General features: G+C 76.7%; 19 protein-coding genes and 1 riboswitch. Of the genes, 5 read left to right on the forward strand and 14 right to left on the reverse strand.

Translation table 11 applies throughout. From position 1 onward, the window contains the following. Nucleotides 1–4 precede the first annotated feature (4 nt). Complete coding sequence (locus tag DQ239_RS20435) at nt 5–226, reverse strand: hypothetical protein (protein ID WP_158544863.1); 222 nt, start codon at nt 224–226, stop codon at nt 5–7. Between the two features lie 64 nt (nt 227–290). Here DQ239_RS20435 and DQ239_RS16495 point away from each other — a divergent pair, with 64 nt between their 5' ends. Beyond that, nucleotides 291–1,406 (forward strand): pectin acetylesterase-family hydrolase, encoded by a 1,116-nt coding sequence (locus DQ239_RS16495; RefSeq protein ID WP_158544864.1) that lies wholly within the window; start codon nt 291–293, stop codon nt 1,404–1,406. A gap of 87 nt (nt 1,407–1,493) precedes the next feature. Next, nucleotides 1,494–2,012, forward strand: a complete 519-nt coding sequence (locus tag DQ239_RS16500; RefSeq protein ID WP_113835501.1) for an FKBP-type peptidyl-prolyl cis-trans isomerase — start codon at nt 1,494–1,496, stop codon at nt 2,010–2,012. A 5-nt stretch (nt 2,013–2,017) separates the two neighbouring features. Here DQ239_RS16500 and cobA read toward each other — a convergent pair whose 3' ends face one another. The 10 genes from cobA to DQ239_RS16545 form a co-directional block, all read right to left on the reverse strand. Continuing rightward, on the reverse strand, nt 2,018–3,133 hold the full coding sequence (cobA, locus tag DQ239_RS20695; RefSeq protein ID WP_199583077.1) for a uroporphyrinogen-III C-methyltransferase: 1,116 nt from the start codon (nt 3,131–3,133) through the stop codon (nt 2,018–2,020). Continuing rightward, complete coding sequence (gene cobC, locus DQ239_RS20700) at nt 3,130–4,515, reverse strand: Rv2231c family pyridoxal phosphate-dependent protein CobC (protein WP_233489381.1); 1,386 nt, start codon at nt 4,513–4,515, stop codon at nt 3,130–3,132. The genes cobA and cobC overlap by 4 nt, the downstream gene beginning before the upstream one ends. Beyond that, nucleotides 4,512–5,351 carry an ATP-binding cassette domain-containing protein gene (locus DQ239_RS16510; protein WP_113835502.1) on the reverse strand — a complete coding sequence of 280 codons (840 nt, stop codon included), beginning with the start codon at nt 5,349–5,351 and terminating at the stop codon, nt 4,512–4,514. The genes cobC and DQ239_RS16510 overlap by 4 nt, the downstream gene beginning before the upstream one ends. Then, nucleotides 5,348–6,085 (reverse strand): cobalt ECF transporter T component CbiQ, encoded by a 738-nt coding sequence (gene cbiQ, locus DQ239_RS16515; RefSeq protein ID WP_113835503.1) that lies wholly within the window; start codon nt 6,083–6,085, stop codon nt 5,348–5,350. Before cbiQ ends, DQ239_RS16510 begins: the two co-directional genes overlap by 4 nt. After that, nucleotides 6,082–6,378, reverse strand: a complete 297-nt coding sequence (locus DQ239_RS16520) for an energy-coupling factor ABC transporter substrate-binding protein (protein ID WP_113835504.1) — start codon at nt 6,376–6,378, stop codon at nt 6,082–6,084. Before DQ239_RS16520 ends, cbiQ begins: the two co-directional genes overlap by 4 nt. Next, nucleotides 6,375–7,064 carry an energy-coupling factor ABC transporter permease gene (locus DQ239_RS16525; protein WP_113835505.1) on the reverse strand — a complete coding sequence of 230 codons (690 nt, stop codon included), beginning with the start codon at nt 7,062–7,064 and terminating at the stop codon, nt 6,375–6,377. The genes DQ239_RS16520 and DQ239_RS16525 overlap by 4 nt, the downstream gene beginning before the upstream one ends. Beyond that, nucleotides 7,051–8,439 (reverse strand): cobyrinate a,c-diamide synthase, encoded by a 1,389-nt coding sequence (locus DQ239_RS16530; RefSeq protein WP_233489383.1) that lies wholly within the window; start codon nt 8,437–8,439, stop codon nt 7,051–7,053. The genes DQ239_RS16525 and DQ239_RS16530 overlap by 14 nt, the downstream gene beginning before the upstream one ends. Then, the gene (cobO, locus tag DQ239_RS16535) at nt 8,436–9,050 is read right to left on the reverse strand and encodes a cob(I)yrinic acid a,c-diamide adenosyltransferase (RefSeq protein ID WP_113835507.1); all 615 of its coding nucleotides are present in this window, start codon (nt 9,048–9,050) and stop codon (nt 8,436–8,438) included. Before cobO ends, DQ239_RS16530 begins: the two co-directional genes overlap by 4 nt. A 1-nt stretch (nt 9,051) precedes the next feature. Then, a complete protein-coding gene (locus tag DQ239_RS16540) occupies nt 9,052–11,115 on the reverse strand; it encodes a putative cobaltochelatase (protein ID WP_233489386.1) in 2,064 nt (687 codons plus the stop codon). A 52-nt stretch (nt 11,116–11,167) separates the two neighbouring features. After that, nucleotides 11,168–11,240, reverse strand: a riboswitch (cobalamin riboswitch). Between the two features lie 100 nt (nt 11,241–11,340). Then, nucleotides 11,341–12,111, reverse strand: a complete 771-nt coding sequence (locus tag DQ239_RS16545) for an SDR family oxidoreductase (RefSeq protein WP_113835546.1) — start codon at nt 12,109–12,111, stop codon at nt 11,341–11,343. 40 nt (nt 12,112–12,151) lie between these two features. Between DQ239_RS16545 and cbiE the strand changes: the two genes are divergently transcribed. Further along, the gene (cbiE, locus tag DQ239_RS16550; RefSeq protein ID WP_233489389.1) at nt 12,152–13,384 is read left to right on the forward strand and encodes a precorrin-6y C5,15-methyltransferase (decarboxylating) subunit CbiE; all 1,233 of its coding nucleotides are present in this window, start codon (nt 12,152–12,154) and stop codon (nt 13,382–13,384) included. Beyond that, nucleotides 13,381–14,124 (forward strand): precorrin-4 C(11)-methyltransferase, encoded by a 744-nt coding sequence (gene cobM / locus DQ239_RS16555; protein WP_113835509.1) that lies wholly within the window; start codon nt 13,381–13,383, stop codon nt 14,122–14,124. Before cbiE ends, cobM begins: the two co-directional genes overlap by 4 nt. On the opposite strand, the gene DQ239_RS16560 is transcribed toward cobM, so the two are convergent. Then, nucleotides 14,121–15,212, reverse strand: a complete 1,092-nt coding sequence (locus DQ239_RS16560; RefSeq protein WP_113835510.1) for a cobalt-precorrin-5B (C(1))-methyltransferase — start codon at nt 15,210–15,212, stop codon at nt 14,121–14,123. The genes cobM and DQ239_RS16560 overlap by 4 nt on opposite strands. A gap of 17 nt (nt 15,213–15,229) precedes the next feature. Here DQ239_RS16560 and DQ239_RS16565 point away from each other — a divergent pair, with 17 nt between their 5' ends. Further along, nucleotides 15,230–15,976: a cobalt-precorrin-6A reductase gene (locus DQ239_RS16565; protein ID WP_233489392.1), complete on the forward strand. Its 747-nt coding sequence runs from the start codon at nt 15,230–15,232 to the stop codon at nt 15,974–15,976. Here DQ239_RS16565 and DQ239_RS16570 read toward each other — a convergent pair. Further along, nucleotides 15,964–17,463: a precorrin-2 C(20)-methyltransferase gene (locus tag DQ239_RS16570; RefSeq protein ID WP_113835511.1), complete on the reverse strand. Its 1,500-nt coding sequence runs from the start codon at nt 17,461–17,463 to the stop codon at nt 15,964–15,966. The genes DQ239_RS16565 and DQ239_RS16570 overlap by 13 nt on opposite strands. Beyond that, nucleotides 17,460–18,080 (reverse strand): precorrin-8X methylmutase, encoded by a 621-nt coding sequence (locus DQ239_RS16575; RefSeq protein ID WP_113835549.1) that lies wholly within the window; start codon nt 18,078–18,080, stop codon nt 17,460–17,462. Before DQ239_RS16575 ends, DQ239_RS16570 begins: the two co-directional genes overlap by 4 nt. Between the last annotated feature and the right edge of the window lie 31 nt (nt 18,081–18,111).

Genomic DNA, 18,111 nt, shown 5'->3' on the forward strand with positions numbered 1-18,111 from the left:
CCGGTCAGGCGGTGAGCTCCGCCGCGGCGATCATGCGGCTCAGCGTCTCCACCCAGGCCGCCCGCACGTCGGACGGCCGGCCGTCGACGACGGCGTGCGCGCCGCCGTCGAGGTCGCCCGTGCCGGCCACCGCCTCGACGCTCAGCCGGAGCAGCAGATCGGTGATGGTCTCTGAGGGCAGTCCGGCATCCACGAGGGGCTGCAGGATCCACTGGCGCGGGTCCACCCCAGGTGTTCGTCCGAAACGTCCTGGCGGATGCACCGCCGGGAGCCCGCACTACTGTCCGCCCGTGATCCGTCGCACGCTGCTGCCCTCGCTCGTCGCCCTCGTCACGCTGGCCGGTCTCGCGGCCTGCTCCGCGGACTCCACTGCGGCCGACGAGGGCGTGACCGCCGAGGCGCAGCCGGTCGGCTGGGAGAAGGTGGCCGGCACCGACGAGTGCGCGTGCAGCGACGGCAGCGAGTTCCACTACTGGCTGCACGAGGGCGACCCGACCAAGGTGGCCTTCGTCCTCGAGGGCGGCGGCGCGTGCTTCAGCGCCGAGACCTGCGGCACGGAGGACAGCACGTCGAAGCAGAACCTGGCGCGCGACCTGGCCGACGAGCCCGGCTTCGTCTCCCGCGGCGGTACCCCGGTGCCGGCCACCGACGGGCTCGTCGACGTGGCCGACCCCGACAACCCGCTGGCCGGCTACAGCGTCGTCTACGTCCCCTACTGCACCGGCGACCTGCACCTGGGCGACACGACGCACGACTACGGCGACGGCGTCGTGGTCCAGCACAAGGGCCGGGTCAACGCCACCACCGCGCTCGAGGGCATGGCCCGGGAGTTCCCCGACGCCGAGCAGGTCGTCGTCCTGGGCTTCAGCGCCGGCTCCGCCGGTGCGCCCCTCTACGGCGGGCTCGCCCACGACCTGCTGCCCGACGCGGACATCACCGTCCTCGCCGACGCCTCCGGCGCCTACCCCGGGGACGAGGCCATCACCGGGGCCATCGGCGCGCTGTGGGGCATCGCCGGCGCGCTTCCCGCGTGGCCCGAGGCGGCCGGTCAGCCGGCGACGGCGTGGTCGCTGCCCGGCCTGCTCGTGCAGGCCGGCCGGCACGTGCCCGGCATCACCCTGGCCACGATCGACACCGCCGAGGACGAGACGCAGCGCCGCTTCACCGACCGGATCGGGTTCGCCGACACGCCGCTGCCCGAGCTGATCGACCGCAACGCGCGGTTCGTCGAGGCCGGCGGCGTCGAGGTCAGCTCGTGGGTCGGCCCGGGCACGCAGCACGTCAGCACCGCCGAGGACGACGTCCTCTACGGCAGCGAGGTCGAGGGCACCCGGCTTGTCGACTGGATCGCGGACCTCCTCGCCGGGGAGCACGTCCCCGACGTCCGCTGCGAGGACTGCGACTGACCCTCTGGGACGATGGGTCCACCGCCCCGACCGACCGCCGGCTCGTCCGCGAGCCCGACCCGAGCGCTGCTCGCCAGGAGTTCCCCGATGTCCCGCCGTACCGCCTCCCGGGCGCTGATCGCCGTCGCCCTGTCCGTCTCCCTGGCCGCCTGCGGTTCCGACGACGACGCCGCCTCGCCGGACGCCGGCAGCTCGAGCGCGGCAGCCGGTGAGGTCTCCGCCGACCTCACGCAGAAGCCCGAGGTCCCCGCGTCGGACGAGCCGGTGCCGGACGAGCTGGTCATGGACGACGTCGTCGTCGGGGACGGGGCGGAGGCCGTCGAGGGCAGCACCGCCGACGTGAAGTACGTGGGCGCGTTCTACGAGTCCGGGGAGGAGTTCGACTCCTCCTGGTCCAATTCGCCGGACTACACGATCCCGGTCCCGCTCGGTGCGGGGCGGGTCATCCCGGGCTTCGAGCAGGGCATCGAGGGGATGAAGGTCGGCGGGCGACGGACGATCACCATCCCCAGCGACCTCGGCTACGGGCCGGACGGTTACCCACCGGTGATCCCTGGGAACGCCACCCTGGTCTTCGTGATGGATCTGGTCGAGGTCACCCCCTGACGCGGCTACTCGCCGGAGGACCGGCCGCCCGCTGAGACCGGGACCGGCACCGGGCCGGCCAGCGCGACGACGTCACCGACCACCCACACCGCCGGCGGCCGCACGGACTCCGCGGCCATCGTCGCCCCGAGGTCGGCGAGCGTCGTCCGGAGCGTGCGCTCCCGGCCCGTCGAGCCCTCCACGACGACGGCGACCGGGGTGTCCGGCGCGCGGCCGTGCCCGATCAGCGCCGCGGCGATCGCCGGCGCCGTCTCCACGCCCATGAGCACCACCACCGTGCCCCGGAGCCGGCCGATCGCGGACCAGTCGACCAGCGACTGCGGATGGCCCGGCGGGAGGTGCCCGGAGACGACGACGAACTCGTGGGTCAGCCCGCGGTGGGTCACCGGGACGCCGGCCAGACCGGGCACCCCGACCGCGCTGGTGACCCCGGGCACGACCTCGACGGGGACGCCGGCGGCCGCGCAGGCGAGCAGCTCCTCCATGCCGCGGCCGAAGACGAACGGGTCCCCACCCTTGAGCCGGACCACCCGGCGGCCGGCGAGCGCGCGGGAGACCAGCACGGCGTTGATGTCCTCCTGCGGCATGGCGCGCCCGCGGGGCAGCTTCGAGGCGTCCACGATCTCGACGTCGGGCCGCAGCCCGGCCAGGAGCGAGCGCGGGCCCAGGTTGTCGACGACCACCACGTCGGCCTGCTCCAGCGCGGTCCGTCCCCGGACGGTGATCAGCTCGGGGTCGCCCGGCCCGCCGCCGACGAGCACGACCCGACCGGGCCCGCCGACCGAGGCGTCGGCGGGCCGGGTGGCCCGGGTGCAGAAGACGCGCTCGCGCTCGGCCTCGGCTTCGACCGCATCGTCCACCGCGGCGTGGCCGGTGGCGGCGACGGCGTACCAGGCGGCCGCCAGGTCACCGGTCGCGTAGGGCCGGGGGAGCCAGGTCAGCGCCCGCGCGCTCGCAAGCGCCCCGAGCTCGGGGACCACCCCCGGCGCGACGACGGTGACCCGCGCACCGGCGTCCAGCAGCCCGGCCGTCGCACGCGTGGCGGCCGGGCCGCCCCCGACGACCACGACCTCCTTGTCGGACAGGTCCAGGCCGACGGGGAGCAGCGGCGGGGTGCTCACGGCACCTCCTCGGAGATCGGAGCGCCGAGCACGTCGGCGAGGACGGCGGCGAAGGCGCGGGAGACCTCGGGCCGGCGCACCGCCACGCGCAGGTGGTCGCCGGTCAGCCCGGGGAAGGTGTCGCCGCGGCGCACGGCCCAGCCCCGCCGGCGCAGCTCCTCGCGCACGGCGAGCCCGTCCGCCACGCGCAGCAGCACGAACGACGAGCGCGGATCGCCCTCGACGACCACCGACGGCGGGAGGGCGTCCACGAGGGCGGTGCGCCAGTCCGCGAGGTCCCGCGCGGCGGCGTCGGCCTCGGCGCGCGCCGCGGGGGTGGTGCACGCGGTCAGCGCGGCCAGCGCCGGGGTGGAGACCGGCCACCGCGGCTGCTGCGCGGCCAGCCGGGCGATCAGGTCGGCCGGCCCGAGCGCGTAGCCGACGCGGAGCCCGGCCAGTCCCCACGTCTTGGTCAGGCTGCGCACGACCAGCAGCCCGGGGAGGTCGCGCTGCGTCGCCAGCGACTCCGGCTCCCCGGCCACCGTGTCGGCGAAGGCCTCGTCCACCAGCAGCACCCGGCCCGGGCGGGCCAGGGCGGCGACGGTCTCCGCGGGATGGAGCACCGACGTCGGGTTCGTCGGGTTGCCGAGCACCACCAGGTCGGCGTCCCCGGGCACGGCGGCCGGATCGAGCCGCCAGCCGTCGTCGGCACGCAGCAGGACCCGGGTGACCGGGTGCCCGGCGGCCCGCAGCGCCGCCTCGGGCTCGGTGAACGAGGGGTGGACGACGGCGGCGAGGTGCGGCCGCAGCGCCCGGGCGACGAGGACGAAGACCTCGGCCGCGCCCGCGGTGAGCAGCACCTCGTCCTCGGGGCGTCCGTGGGCGGCGGCTACCGCGGCCCGGGCCGGGCCGGGGTCCGGATAGGCCGCCGCGGCGTCGATCGACGCGTGCAGCACCGTGCGCAGCCACGGCGGCGGTGCGTCGGCGCGGACGTTGACGGCCAGGTCGACCAGGCCCGGCGCGAGCTCGGCGTCGCCGTGGTGGGAGAGGTCGGGCTCCGCGACGGCCACGGCCACGGTGACCCGGCCGTGCACCGTCTTGGCGACGGTGAGCGAGCCGCCGTCCATGAGCGCGGCGGCCTCGGCCACCGAGCCGGTCCCGACGGCGGCCGCGACCCGGGCCGACGACGTGGGCACCGGCACGCGGGCCAGGGCCGCGGCTGGGTGACCCACCAGCGTCCATCCGCGCCGGGCGGCCGCCTCCCGGATCCCGGGCTCGGCGGCGCGGACGTCGAGGGTCGCCAGCCGCACCTCGGCGGTGCCGGCGGGCAGCACCGCGTCGACCGCGGCGAGCACCTCGTCCGCGTCGACGCCGGAGACGGCGCCCAGCCCGACGGTGGTCACGTCGGCACCCCGGAAGGAAGCACGGCGAGCAACCCGGCGGCGTCCCGGGGGAGAGGGCCGTCGCCGAGCAGGCCGAGGTCGCGCAGCCGGGCGCCCACGGTCAGCGCCCAGGGCCGGTCGAGCCGGGCCCGCCGGAGCAGGTCGTCGTCGCCGAGCAGGGCCTGCGGCTCGCCCTGCACGACCCGCCGGTCGACCACCACCGCCACCTCGTCGGCCCAGCGCAGGGCCAGGTCGACGTCGTGGGTGCTCATGACCACCGTGGCGTCGTGCTCCTGCAGGCGGGCCAGCGCGGCCAGCGTCTCGGCGACGGCGGAGGGGTCCAGGCCCGCCGTCGGCTCGTCGAGCAGAAGCACGCACGGGCGCATCGCCACCGCCCCGGCGATCGCCACCCGCTTGCGCTCGCCGTAGGAGAGCTGGTGGGTGGGGCGCGCGGCGAGGCCGTCGACGGCGAGCAGCGCCAGCGCCTCGGCGACCCGGGCGCGCACCTCGTCCTCGGGCAGGCCCAGGTTGAGCGGGCCGAACGAGACGTCCTGGGCGACCGACGCGCTGAACAGCTGGTCGTCGGGGTCCTGCAGCACCAGCTGGACCTCCTGCCGGTGCGCCCGCAGCGCCCGGCGGCCGTATCCCAGGCGGGCGCCGTCGACGGCCACCTCGCCGGCCGAGGGCTCGAGGGCCCCGGACAGGCAGCGCAGCAGCGTCGTCTTCCCCGAGCCGTTGGCGCCCAGCACGGCGAGCCTCCGGCCGGCCGCGACGGTGAGCGCGGCGCCGTCCAGCACCGGCCGGCCGCGCTCGTACCCGGCCACCAGACCGGTGGCGGACAGCGTCCGGTGGCTCACGTCAGCACCGCGGACGTCGTGACGATGGCGGCCAGCCCGGCGGCGGTGGCGGCGAGGAAGAGCCGGGAGGAGGGCAGCACCTCGGGCAGCACCCGCAGACCCGTCTCCATGCCGCGACCGGCCAGCCCGGCCTGCATGCGGCGGGCGCGGTCCCAGGAGCGGGTGAGCACCGCGGCGGCCAGCGCGCCCGAGGAGCGGTGGGAGCGGCGCAGGGACGAGTAGCCCATCCGGGCGGCCTGCGCCTCGCGGACCGCGCGCAGGCTGTCCAGCAGCACGAACAGCAGGCGGTAGACGACGGAGGAGACCTCCACGACCGCCGCCGGCACCCGGGCGCGGCGCAGCGCGGGCAGCAGGTCCGACATCGGCGTCGTCGTGGCCAGGAGCAGCACCGCGGCGCCACCGGCCAGGGCGTGCCCGACCAGCGAGCCGGCGCGCGCGGCGGCGTCCGGCGCCCAGCCGATCCCGCCGCTCCCCACCTCGACGACGGCGGTCAGCGCACCGACCGCGACGAAGGCCAGCGGCCAGCGGACCGCGCGGGCGAAGGTGGCGGCCGGCACCCGGGCGGGGCCGAGGGCCAGCACGACCGCGACGACGGCGACCAGCACGCTGCCCGGCCACGCGGGCAGCACGAGGGCGGTGACGACCAGGCCGCCGCAGAGCAGCACCTTGTCGCCGGGCGCGCGCCGGCGCCAGGCGCTGGCCCACGCCGCGTCGTCGACGGCCAGCCCGCTCACTGCTCGCCGGCTCCCGGGGCCGCCGCCCGCCGGCCGCGCAGCCGGCCGAGCACGTACCCGAGCACGCCGCCGCCGAGTGCCGCCTGCAGCGCGAACAGGCCGGACTCCACCTCGCCGGACGGGCTGAACAGCGAGTCGAACCACGGGGCGTAGCCGTCGGCCTCCAGCTCCTCGGTGACGGCGGCGTCGGTGCCGCCGTACTCCGACGTGCCGCCGTCGAGCAGCAGCGGCAGGACGAACAGGGCGACGACGGCGAGGACGAGCAGCGCGGTCACGATCCGGCGGCGGGTCATGCGCTGCCTCCGGTCGGGGTGGGGGCGGGGGCCAGGATCCCGAGCCGCTCGAGCTCCGGCCGGGCGTTGGTGGTGAGCGCGCGGAAGAGCAGCACGCCGAGCAGGCCCTCGCCGATCGCCAGCGGGATCTGGGTGAGCGCGAAGACGCCGAGGAACTTCAGCAGCGCACCGGCCACGCCGCTCTCCGCGTCGGGGAAGGCCAGGGCGAGCTGGACCGACGTGGTGACGTAGGTGGCGAGGTCGGCCAGCGCGACGGCGGCGAACACCGCGGGCAGCAGGCCGGCGCCGGCCCCGCGCGCCAGCCGGTAGGCGCCGTACCCCGCCCAGGGCCCGACCACGGCGAAGGCGAAGGCGTTCGCGCCGAGGGTGGTCAGCCCGCCGTGCGCCAGGAGCAGCGCCTGGAACAGCAGCACGACGGTGCCCAGCAGCGCCATCACCGGTGGCCGGAACAGCACCGCCCCGGGACCGGTGCCGGTCGGGTGGCTGGAGCTGCCGGTGACGCTCGGCAGCTTGATGGCGCTCAGCACGAAGGTGAACGCGCCGGCCGCGCCGAGCAGCAGCGTCGAGTCCGGGTTCTCCCGCACTTCTTTCACCACGGCGCGGGCGCCGTGCACGACGAACGGGGCCGCGGCGACGGTCCAGGCGGCCGCGTGACCGGCGGGGAGGAACCCCTCAGCGATGTGCACGGACGGCCTCCGATCGACGTGCGCACTCGGCGACGAAGCGGGCGGCGAGCTGGGGGCTGCCGGCCCAGTGCAGGTGCAGGTAGGAGGCGTGCACGCTGCCGGCCACGAAGCCCTCGGCGCCGGCCGCCGACCACTGCCACGCGCCCGCGGCACCGGCCGGCGGGTCGGCGTGCGTGCGGTGGAACTCGTGCCCGCGCACCCGGGTGCCGGCCGGCGCGAGCACGGAGTCGGTGACCGCCACCGCGGCCCGGTAGCCCAGGGTCAACCGGGGCGACATCGCCGTCGCCACGTCGAGGACGCCGCACATCGGGAGGCCGTCGAGCTCGCGGCCCAGGTACAGCAGCCCCGCGCACTCGGCGGCCACCGGTGCGCCGCGGGCGGCGAGCGCGGCGACGTCGGCGCGCAGCGACGCGTTGGCCGACAGCGCCGCGGCATGCACCTCGGGGAAGCCGCCGCCGACGACCAGCCCCGCGGTGCCCGGCGGCAGCAGCCCGTCGCGCAGGGGGTCGACGACGACGACCTCGGCCCCCGCGGCCTCGAGCAGCTCGGTGGTCTCCGCGTAGCCGAAGGTGAAGGCCGGCCCGCCGGCGACGGCGATCCGCGGCCGGCCCGGTGCCGGGGCGACCTCCGCGGCGGGGTCCCACGGCGCGGCGTCCAGCGGGGGAGCGGAGCGGGCCAGGGCCAGCACGGCGTCCAGGTCGACGGCGGCGCCCACCACCTCGCCGAGCCCGCGGACGGTCGCCAGCGCCTCGCCGGACCGCTCGGCCGCCGGGATCAGCCCGAGGTGCCGGGACGGCGTGGCCAGCTGCTCCAGCCGGCGGACCGCACCGAGCACCGGCACCCCGGCGGCGGCCAGCGCCTCGCGCAGGATCGCCTCGTGCCGGTCGCTGCCGACCCGGTTGAGGACGACGCCGCCGAGCCGGACCTCCGGGTCGAACGTCGCGAACCCGTGCACCAGCGCCGCCACCGACCGCGCCTGCGCGGAGCCGTCCACGACCAGCACGACGGGAGCCTGCAGCAGCCGGGCCACGTGCGCGGTGGAGGAGAACCCCGGTTCGACCGAGGGGTGGCTGGCGCCGTCGAACAGGCCCATGACCCCCTCGACGACGGCGACGTCGGCCGGCCGCGGGTGCAGGGCGCCGCGCAGGAACAGCGGGGCGATCCGCTCCTCGCCCACCAGCCACGGGTCGAGGTTGCGGCCGGGGCGGCCCGCCGCCAGGGCGTGGTAGCCGGGGTCGATGTAGTCGGGGCCGACCTTGTGCGGGGAGACGGTGAGCCCGCGGGCGGTGAGCGCGGCGACGAGCCCCGTGGCCACCGACGTCTTGCCCGCGTTCGACGACGGCGCGGCGATGACCAGCCGCGGAATCGCGGTCACCACTCGATCCCCCGCTGGCCCTTCTGCCCGGCGTCCATGGGGTGCTTGACCTTGGTCATCTCCACGACCAGGTCGGCGGCCTCGACCAGCGCGGGGTGCGCGTCGCGGCCGGTGATCACCACGTGCTGGGCGCCGGGGCGGTTGGTCAGCGTCTCCACGACGTCGTCGACGTCGACCCAGCCCCACTTCAGGGGATAGGTGAACTCGTCGAGCACGTAGAAGCGGTGCGCCTCGGCGGCCAGGTCGCGCTTGATCTGGGCCCAGCCCTCGGCGGCGTCCGCGGCGTGGTCGACCTCGGTGCCCTGCCGGCGCGACCAGCTCCAGCCCGAGCCCATCTTGTGCCAGACGACGGGCCCGCCCTGGCCGGTCGTGGCGTGCACCTCGCCCAGCGCGGTGAGGGCGGTCTCCTCGCCGACCTTCCACTTCGCGCTCTTGACGAACTGGTAGACCGCGATCGACCAGCCCTGGTTCCAGGCGCGCATCGCCATCCCGAACGCGGCGGTGGACTTCCCCTTCATGGCACCGGTGTGCACCACGAGTAGCGGCCGGTTGCGGCGCTGCCGCGTGGTCAGCCCGTCCTGCGGATCGACGGCGATCCGTCCCTGCGGCACGTCAGGCCGCCCGGGCGCTGCGGACGGTGGCGGCCAGGGCGTCGGCGGCCAGCTCCTCCAGCCGCAGGGTCTCCGCACCCAGCGCCGTCCCGAGCGCCCCCGCTAGGCCGAGCCGGACCGGGCCGGACTCGCAGTCGACGACGACGGCGGCGGTGCCCGTGGACGCCAGCAGCTCCGCCGCCGCCCGGGCCTCGGCGAGCGCGTTGCCACCCCGGGCACCGGTGGCCCGGCCGTCGGTGACGACGACGAGCAGCGGGCGTCGCTGCGGATCGCGGATCCGCTCGACCCGGAGGACGGCATGGGCCTCGAGCAGCCCCGCGGCCAGCGGGGTGCGGCCGCCGGTGGGCAGGTCGGTCAGCCGGGCGGCCGCCGCCTCCACCGACCAGGTCGGCGGGAGGGCGAGCTCGGCGGAGCTGCCGCGGAAGGTGACCAGGCCGACCTTGTCGCGGCGCTGGTAGGCGTCCAGCAGCAGGGACAGGACCGCGCCCTTGACCGCGCCCATCCTGGCCCGCGCCGCCATCGACCCGCTGGCGTCGACGACGAACAGGACGAGGTTGCCTTCGCGCCCCTCGAGCACGGCCTGGCGCAGGTCCTCGCGGGCGATCCGCAGGCCGGGCCCGGTGCGGCCACGGGCCTTCTGGTGCGGCGCGGCGGCGAGCACCGTGTCGACCAGGTGCAGCTTCGTGACCGTGCCCCCGGGCGACGCGGAGCCGACGACCCGCCCCCGCTCGGATCGGGCGCGCGAGCGCCGGCCGGGTGCGCCGGCGCCGATGCCGGGCACCTCGAGCCGCCGCGTGCGGAACGGGTCGGACGGCGCGACCGCGGCCCGCTCGGGTGCGGGGGAGGCGTCCGCGGAGCCGCCGCCTTCGCCGCGCGGTGCCGTCGTCGGCTCCTGCCCGTGGTCCCCTCCAGGCATAGGAGGCTCTGCCTGCGTTTCGGCGCCCGATCCGTAGGCATTGCTTCCTCTGCCTGGATCGCCCGGGCCGTCGTCGGGTCCGCCGTCGTCGGGGCCGCCGTCCGGGTCGTCGTCCTCCGGGCGGCTGTCGGACAGCGCCTGCTCGAGCGTCTCCTCGTCCAGGCCGGGGGCGTCGAAGGGGTTGCGGCGGCGGCGGTGGGGGAGCGCGAGGCGGGCGGCCACCCGGACGTCGTCCTCGGTCACCTCGTCGCGGCCGGACCACGCGGCGTGGGCGATCGCGGCGCGGGCGGTGACCAGGTCGGCGCGCAGGCCGTCGACGTCGAAGGCGGCGCAGACCGCCGTCACCTGCTGCAGGGCGGCGTCGGAGAGGACGACGCGGGGCAGCCGGGCGCGGGCGTCGGCGATGCGGATGGCCAGCCCGGTCTCCTCGGCCGCCCACGCGGCAGCGAACCCGGCCGGGTCGGCGTCGGAGGCGAACCGCCGGCGCACGACCTCGGCCCGTTCGGCGGGGTCGCGCGGTGCGGCCACCTCGACGGTGAGGCCGAAGCGGTCGAGCAGCTGCGGGCGGAGCTCGCCCTCCTCCGGGTTCATGGTGCCGACCAGGAGGAAGCGGGCCGCGTGCCGCACCGAGACGCCCTCCCGCTCGACGTAGGCGGTGCCCATCGCCGCGGCGTCCAGCAGCAGGTCGACCAGGTGGTCGTGCAGCAGGTTGACCTCGTCGACGTAGAGCACACCGCGGTGGGCGGCGGCCAGCAGGCCGGGCTCGAAGGCCTTCACGCCCTCGGTGAGCGCGCGCTCGAGGTCCAGCGAGCCGACGACGCGGTCCTCGGACGCGCCCACCGGCAGCTCGACCAGCCGGGCCGGGCGGACGGGGCCGGCGGCGGTCGGCTCGTGCGGCCCGTCGGGGCAGGCCGGGTCCGGGGCGGCGGGGTCGCACGCGAACCGGCACCCGGCGACGACCGCGACCGGCGGCAGCACGGCGGCCAGGGCGCGGACCGTCGTCGACTTCGCGGTGCCCTTCTCGCCGCGCACGAGCACGCCGCCGACCGCCGGGGAGACGGCGTTGAGCAGCAGGGCCAGGCGCATGTCGTCCATGCCGACGACGGCGCTGAAGGGGTACGTCATGCGCGGGTACGGCGCACGGGTCACGCGTCCTCTCCCCGGGTGTCCACGCCCGGAGGTGGCAGGAGCGCGACGGCGGGAGTTCCTGACTCACCGACCCGGGGGCCGGCTCACAGTGGCGGGACCGCGCCGGAATTGCACCGGGCTTCCTCCACTGCCGTCGCGTGTGGCGGCGTCATGCAACCACAGCCACCCGGCGGGCGACAGCCACGGGGGTCGGCCGGCGACGAGGTGCCGCGCCCCGGGTCCCGCTCAGCTGGAGCGGGCGGCCAGCCAGTCGTCGAACTCGGTCGCGACGATGCGCTCGTCGTGGACGTCGGCGGCCGCGGGCGAGGCGAGGAAGCGGATCGGTGGCCCCATGATCGCCGGGGCCAGCAGCCGGTCGCGCTGCTCCGGCGGGAAGTCGTCGGGGATCATGCCGGTCGCCGTCGCCCCGCCGGGCAGCAGGATGTTGACCGTGACGCCGCTGCCCTCGAGGTCGGCGGCCATGATCCGCGACAGCGCCTCGGCGCCGGCGCGGACCGGCCCGTAGGGGACGAAGCCCCTGCGGTTCATCGTCGAGTGGTTCATCGAGACGTTGACCACCCGCCCGCCGCCCGCGGCCAGCAGGCGCGGGACGACGCTGCGCGCCACCAGGAAGTAGCCGGTCAGGTTCGTGTCCACGAGGTCCCGGAAGCCGCCCGGAGGCACCGTCCAGAACGGCTGCGGGTCGGTGAGGAAGCGCGGGTTGACCGTCCGCATGCCGAGGCCCGCGTTGTTCACCAGGACGTCGAGCCCGCCCAGCGCCTCGACGACCCGGTCCACCCCGCGCTCGACGTCGTCCTCGTCGCGCACGTCCATCGCGACGCCGGTGCAGCCGGCGCCGAGGTCGCGGGCGGCCGCCTCCGTGCGGTCGCGGTCCCGGCCGGTGATGGCGACCGCCGCGCCCGCGTCGAGCAGGGCCGCGGCCATCGCGGCGCCCAGGCCGCTGGTGCCACCGGTGATGAGCACGCGGGTGCCGGGTGCCCGGAAGTCCTCGGTCATCCGGCCGACGCTAGCCGCGGGGTGCCTAGGATCGCCCGTCGTGCGTGCCGATGAGCGGGGAGCCTCCGAGCGGGTGACCGTCGTCGGCATCGGCGCCGACGGCTGGGACGGGCTCTCACCGGCGGCCCGCCGGTCGATCGAAGCCGCCGACGTGCTGCGCGGCAGCGAGCGGCAGCTGGCGCTGGTGCCGTCGTCCGTCGGGGCGGAGCGGGTGCCGTGGCCGCGGCCGCTCGCCCCGGCGCTCCCCGGCCTCCGCGAGTCGCATCCCGGCTGCCGCGTCGTCGTCCTGGCCAGCGGTGACCCCATGTCCTCCGGCATCGGGACGTCGCTGGTCCGCGCGCTCGGACCGGAGGCCGTGGAGGTCGTCCCGCACCCCTCGTCGGTGACGCTGGCCTGCGCCCGGATGGGCTGGTCGGTGGAGGGGAGCACCGTCGTGCCCGTGGTCGGGCGGCCGGTCGAACTGGTGGCCCCACACGTCACCCCCGGCCGCCGGCTGCTGGTCCTCGGCTCGGACGGCACCTCGCCTGCGGCGGTCGCAGCCCTGTGCGCGCGGCTCGGCTACGGCGCCAGCCGGGTCACCGCGCTGGCCCAGCTGGGTGGCCCCGGCGAGCGGAGCTTCACCGGCACTGCGGGCGCCTGGCCGCACGCGGAGACCGATCCGCTGGTCGTGACCGTCGTCGAGGTGGTCGCCGACCCGGGCACCGTGCCGCTGCCGACGTCGCCCGGGCTGCCCGACGACGCCTACGAGCACGACGGCCAGCTGACCAAGCGCGACGTCCGGGCCGTCACCCTCGCCCGGCTCGGTCCGCTGCCCGGGCAGCTGCTCTGGGACGTCGGCGCCGGCGCCGGGTCGATCGGCATCGAGTGGATGCGCACGCACCCGTCGTGCCGGGCGGTCGCGGTGGAGAGCGCCCCGGACCGGGCCGAGCGGATCGTCCGCAACGCCGGCCGGCTCGGCGTCCCCGGCCTGCGGGTGGTGGAGGGCCGCGCACCGCAGGCGCTGGCCGGGCTCGCGGCCCCGGACGCCGTCTTCGTGGGTGGGGGCGTCACCGTCCCCGGCCTGCTGGCGGCGTGCTGGGCGGCGCTGGTGCCTGGTGGCCGGCTGGTGGCCAACGCCGTCACTCTCGAGAGCGAGGCCTGGGTGGCCCGCTGGCAGGCGGAGGTCGGGGGCGAGCTGATCCGCCTGCAGGTGTCGCACGCGAGTCCGGTCGGCGGCTTCACCGCGCTCCGGCCCGCGCTGCCCGTGACGATCTGGTCGGGAGTCAAGCCATGACGGTGCACTTCATCGGGGCGGGGCCGGGTGCCGCCGACCTGATCACGCTGCGGGCGGCGCGGATCATCGCCGCCGCGCCCGTCTGCCTGTACGCCGGCGCGCTGGTGCCGCGCGCGCTGCTCGACACGGCCCCGCCCGGTGCGCGGCTGGTCGACACCGCCGATCTGGACCTCGACCGGATCACCGCGGAGCTGGTCGCCGCGCACGAGGCGGGCCACGACGTCGCCCGGCTGCACTCCGGCGACCCGTCGGTCTACAGCGCGATGGCCGAGCAGATGCGCCGCCTCGACGCGGCCGGCGTGCCCTACGACGTCGTCCCCGGGGTGCCGGCGTTCGCCGCGGCCGCTGCCTCGCTCAAACGCGAGCTGACCGTGCCGGGTGTGGGGCAGACGGTGATCCTGACCCGCACCTCGGCCCGCTCCACGCCGATGCCCCCGGGCGAGGACCTGGCCACGCTCGGCGCCTCGCGGGCCACGCTGGTGCTGCACCTGGCCGTGCAGCGGATCGCCGAGCTCGTCCCGGAGCTGGTCCCGCACTACGGCGCGGACTGCCCGGTGGCGGTGGTGGCGCGGGCCAGCCGGGAGGACGAGCTGATCCTGCGGGGGACCCTCGACGACATCGCGGAGCAGGTCGAGACTGCCGGGGTGAAGCGGACCGCGGTGGTGGTGGTCGGTGCGGTGCTGACGGCGGGGGAGTTCCCCGACAGCCACCTCTACTCGACCGCGAGATGCCGCAGCTAGGCGCGGCCGACGATCGTGCCGCCGCGGTCGATCACCACGACGTCGACCTCGACCGGTGCGCCGCGCAGCACGCCGAGCGCGGTCTCCCGGGCGCCGGCCGCGACCAGGTCGCCGAGCGGGACCCCGGCGGCCGCGCACTGCTGCAGCGCGTCGAGCGCGGTGTTGGCCGCGCGCACGCGCTCCACCAGGTCGGGGGAGCCGCCGGCCTCCCGCACGCGGGCGGCGAGCGACTCCGTCGAGACCTGCGAGCGGCCGGAGTGCAGGTCGAGGTGGCCGTCGGCGAGCTTGGCCAGCTTGCCGATGCCGCCGGCGACGGTCAGCCGCGGAACCGGGTGCCGGCGCAGGTACTTGAGGACGGCGCCGGCGAAGTCGCCCATGTCGAGCAGCGCGTCCTCGGGCAGGTCGTGCAGCCGGGCGGCCACCCGCTCGCTGGTCGAGCCGGTGCACCCGGCTACGTGCTGGTGACCCGCGGCCCGGGCGACGTCGATGCCGCGGCGGATCGAGTCGATCCACGCCGAGCAGGAGTACGGGACGACGACGCCGGTGGTGCCCAGGATCGACAGCCCGCCGAGGATGCCCAGGCGCGGGTTCCAGGTCTTGCGGGCGAGCTCCTCTCCGTGCTCGACGGAGATCTCGACGACGACGTCGCCGGTGCCCCCGTGCCGGGCCGCGACCGCCGCGACGTGCTCGCGGATGAACTGCCGCGGCATGGGGTTGATCGCCGGCTCGCCCACGGCCAGGGGCAGGCCGGGCTTGGTCACCGTGCCGACGCCCTCGCCGGCCCGGAACGTCACGCCGGTGCCGGGCTCGCCGTGGGTCACCCGCGCCGAGACCAGCGCGCCGTGGGTGACGTCGGGGTCGTCGCCGGCGTCCTTGACGACGCCGGCCGTCGCGGCGCCGGGCACGAGGTCCTCCCTGGCCAGCGCGAAGGACGGGTGGTTGTCCTTCGGCAGGTCGATCGGCACCGGATCGGGGAACTCGCCGGTGAGCAGCGCGGTGTAGGCGGCGGCGGTGGCCGCGGTCGCGCAGGCGCCGGTGGTCCAGCCGTAGCGCAGCCCGCTGCCGCCCTCCTTGCCCGCGCTGGTCACGTGCTCAGGATGCACGGGTGGTGAGCCGGCCCGGCCGGGTGCTGGTGCTCGGCGGCACGGGAGAGGCGCGGCGGCTGGCCGAGGCGCTGGTCGCCGAGGGCGTCGAGGTGACCAGCTCGCTGGCCGGGCGGGTCGCCGATCCGGTGCTGCCGGCCGGCGAGGTGCGGATCGGCGGCTTCGGCGGGGCGGAGGGGCTGGCCGCCTGGCTGGCCGCGCACCCGGTGGCGGCCGTGGTGGACGCGACGCACCCCTTCGCGGCGACCATGACCGCCTCCGCGGCGGTGGCAGCGGAGGTCGCCGGGGTGCCGCTGCTGCGGCTGCAGCGGCCGGGGTGGACGGCGCAGCCGGGCGACGACTGGCGGTGGGTCGACTCGCTGGAGGACGCCGCGGCGGCCGTCGCCGGGTTCGACCGGGTCTTCCTCACGACCGGCCGGCGGGGGCTTGCCGCCTTCGCCGGGCTGGCCGCGCACTGCATCGTGCGGTCGGTCGACCCGCCGGAGCCGCCGCTGCCGGCCCGCACCACCGTCGTCCTCGAACGCGGCCCGTTCAGCCTCGACGACGAGCGGGCGCTCTTGCGCGAGCACGCGGTGCAGGTCGTCGTCACCAAGGACAGCGGCGGCCACATGACCGAGGCCAAGCTCGTCGCCGCCCGGGAACTCGGGGTGCCGGTCGTGCTCGTCCGCCGGCCGCCCCTGCCGCCCGGCGTGCCGACGGTGGCGACCGTCGACGAGGCGCTGGCCTGGCTGCGCGGTCAGCCGGGGTAGGTCCGCGAGGTCCAGACCTGACCGGACGGGCCGACCCGCGTCTGCGAGGAGCCGATGATCAGCAGGCACCGCATGTCGATCGTCGCGGGGTCGAGCTCGCCCAGCGTGGTGACGGTCAGCTGCTCCTCGGGGCCGCCGACGTCCCGGCCGACGACCACCACGGTGTCAGCGGAACGGTTCTCCAGCAACACCTGCTGCGCCTCGCCGAGCTGGTGCGGGCGGTGCTTGGACCGCGGGTTGTAGAGCGCGATCACCAGGTCGGCGGCCGCCGCGTGCCGCAGCCGGTCGACGACGACGTCCCACGGCTTGAGGACGTCGGACAGCGACATCACGCAGAAGTCGTGCCCGAGCGGGGCGCCGGCCTTCGACGCGACCGCCTGGGCCGCGGTGAGCCCGGGGACGATCCGCACCGGCACGTCGGCGAACTCCGGCCGGCCGGCGACCTCGAGGACCGCCGCAGCCATCGCGAAGACGCCGGGGTCACCGCTGGAGACGACGGCGACGCGCCGTCCGGAGCGGGCCAGTTCGAGGGCATGGGCGGCGCGCTCGGCCTCCACCCGGTTGTCGCTGGGGTACCGCTCCTGGCGCGGGTTGACCGCCACCCGGTCCAGGTAGGGGCCGTACCCGATCAGGACGTCGGCGCCGGCGAGGGCGTCCGCCGCCTCGGGCGTCGTCCAGTGCCGGGCGCCGGGACCCAGCCCGACCACGACGACCTCGCCGGCGGTGGCGTCCTCGTGGGCGGCGTGCTCCTCGACCGGCAGCTCGCCGGTGAGCGGGCTCGGCAGCAGGGCGAGGGAGAAGTAGGGGACGCTCGACGGGTCGACGTCGGCCAGCGGCAGCGTGCGCTGGCCCTCGGTGGTGGCGCGCTCGACGTACAGCGCCCGGTCGAGGACCCCGGCGCGGTCGAACGCCTCGCAGACCTGCGGGAACGTGCGGCCGAGCTTCATCACCGCGGCCGAGTCGGTGGTCGACAGCCACTCGGCGAGCTCCTCGGCGGGCAGCGTGCCGGGCAGGACCGTGAGCACCTCGTCCCGCTCGACCAGGGGCCGGCCGACGGCCGCCGCGGAACCGCTGACGCTGGTGACGCCGGGGACGACCTCGGTCGGGAACCGGTGCGCGAGCCGCTTGTGCATGTGCATGTAGGAGCCGTAGAAGAACGGGTCGCCCTCGGCCAGCACGACGACGTCGCGGCCGGCCTCCAGGTGCGCGGCCAGCCGGGCGGCCGCCGCCTCGTAGAACTCGTCGATCGCGCCCTGGTAGCCGCCGGGGTGGTCGGTGGTCTCGGTGGTGACCGGGTAGACGAGCAGCTCCTCGATCTGGCCCTCGCGCAGGTACGGCGCGGCGATCCCGCGGGCGACCGACCGGCCGTGCCGCGCGGCGTGGAAGGCGACGACGTCGGCGGCACCGATCAGCCGGGCGGCCTTGACGGTGAGCAGCTCCGGGTCGCCGGGCCCCAGCCCGACCCCGTAGAGGCGTCCGGTGCTCATTCGACGTCGCTCGCGATCGCGTTGACCGCGGCGGCGGTGAGGGCGCTGCCCCCGCGCCGCCCGCGGACGACGAGGAAGTCGAGGTCCGAGGCGGCCAGGGCGTCCTTGGACTCGGCCGCACCGATGAACCCGACCGGGATGCCCAGGACGGCGGCCGGCCGCGGCCCCCCTGCGGCGACCATCTCCAGCAGGTGGAACAGCGCGGTGGGCGCGTTGCCGATGGCCACCACGGCGCCCTCCAGGCGGTCGCGCCAGAGCTCCAGCGCGGCGGCGGTGCGGGTGGTGCCGAGCTCCGCGGCGAGGGCGGGCGTGCGCGGGTCGTTCAGCGTGCAGACGACGTCGTTGTCCTTCGGCAGCCGGCGGCGGGTGACCCCCGAGGCGACCATCTGGACGTCGCAGAGCACGGGCGCGCCGGTGTCCAGGGCGGCCCGGGCGCGCTGGACGACGGCGGGGGAGTACGCGACGTCCTCGACCAGGTCGACCTGCCCGCAGGCGTGGATCATGCGGACGGCGACCCGGGCGATGTCCTCGGGCATGCCGCGCAGATCCGCCTCGGCGCGGATGGTCGCGAACGACTGCCGGTAGATCTCGGCGCCGTCCTTCTCGTACTCGTACATGCGCTGCGGGGTCTCCATCGCACTCGGTGCG

The sequence above is a fragment of the Blastococcus sp. TF02-09 genome, from assembly GCF_003319105.1.
Classification (GTDB): domain Bacteria; phylum Actinomycetota; class Actinomycetes; order Mycobacteriales; family Geodermatophilaceae; genus Blastococcus.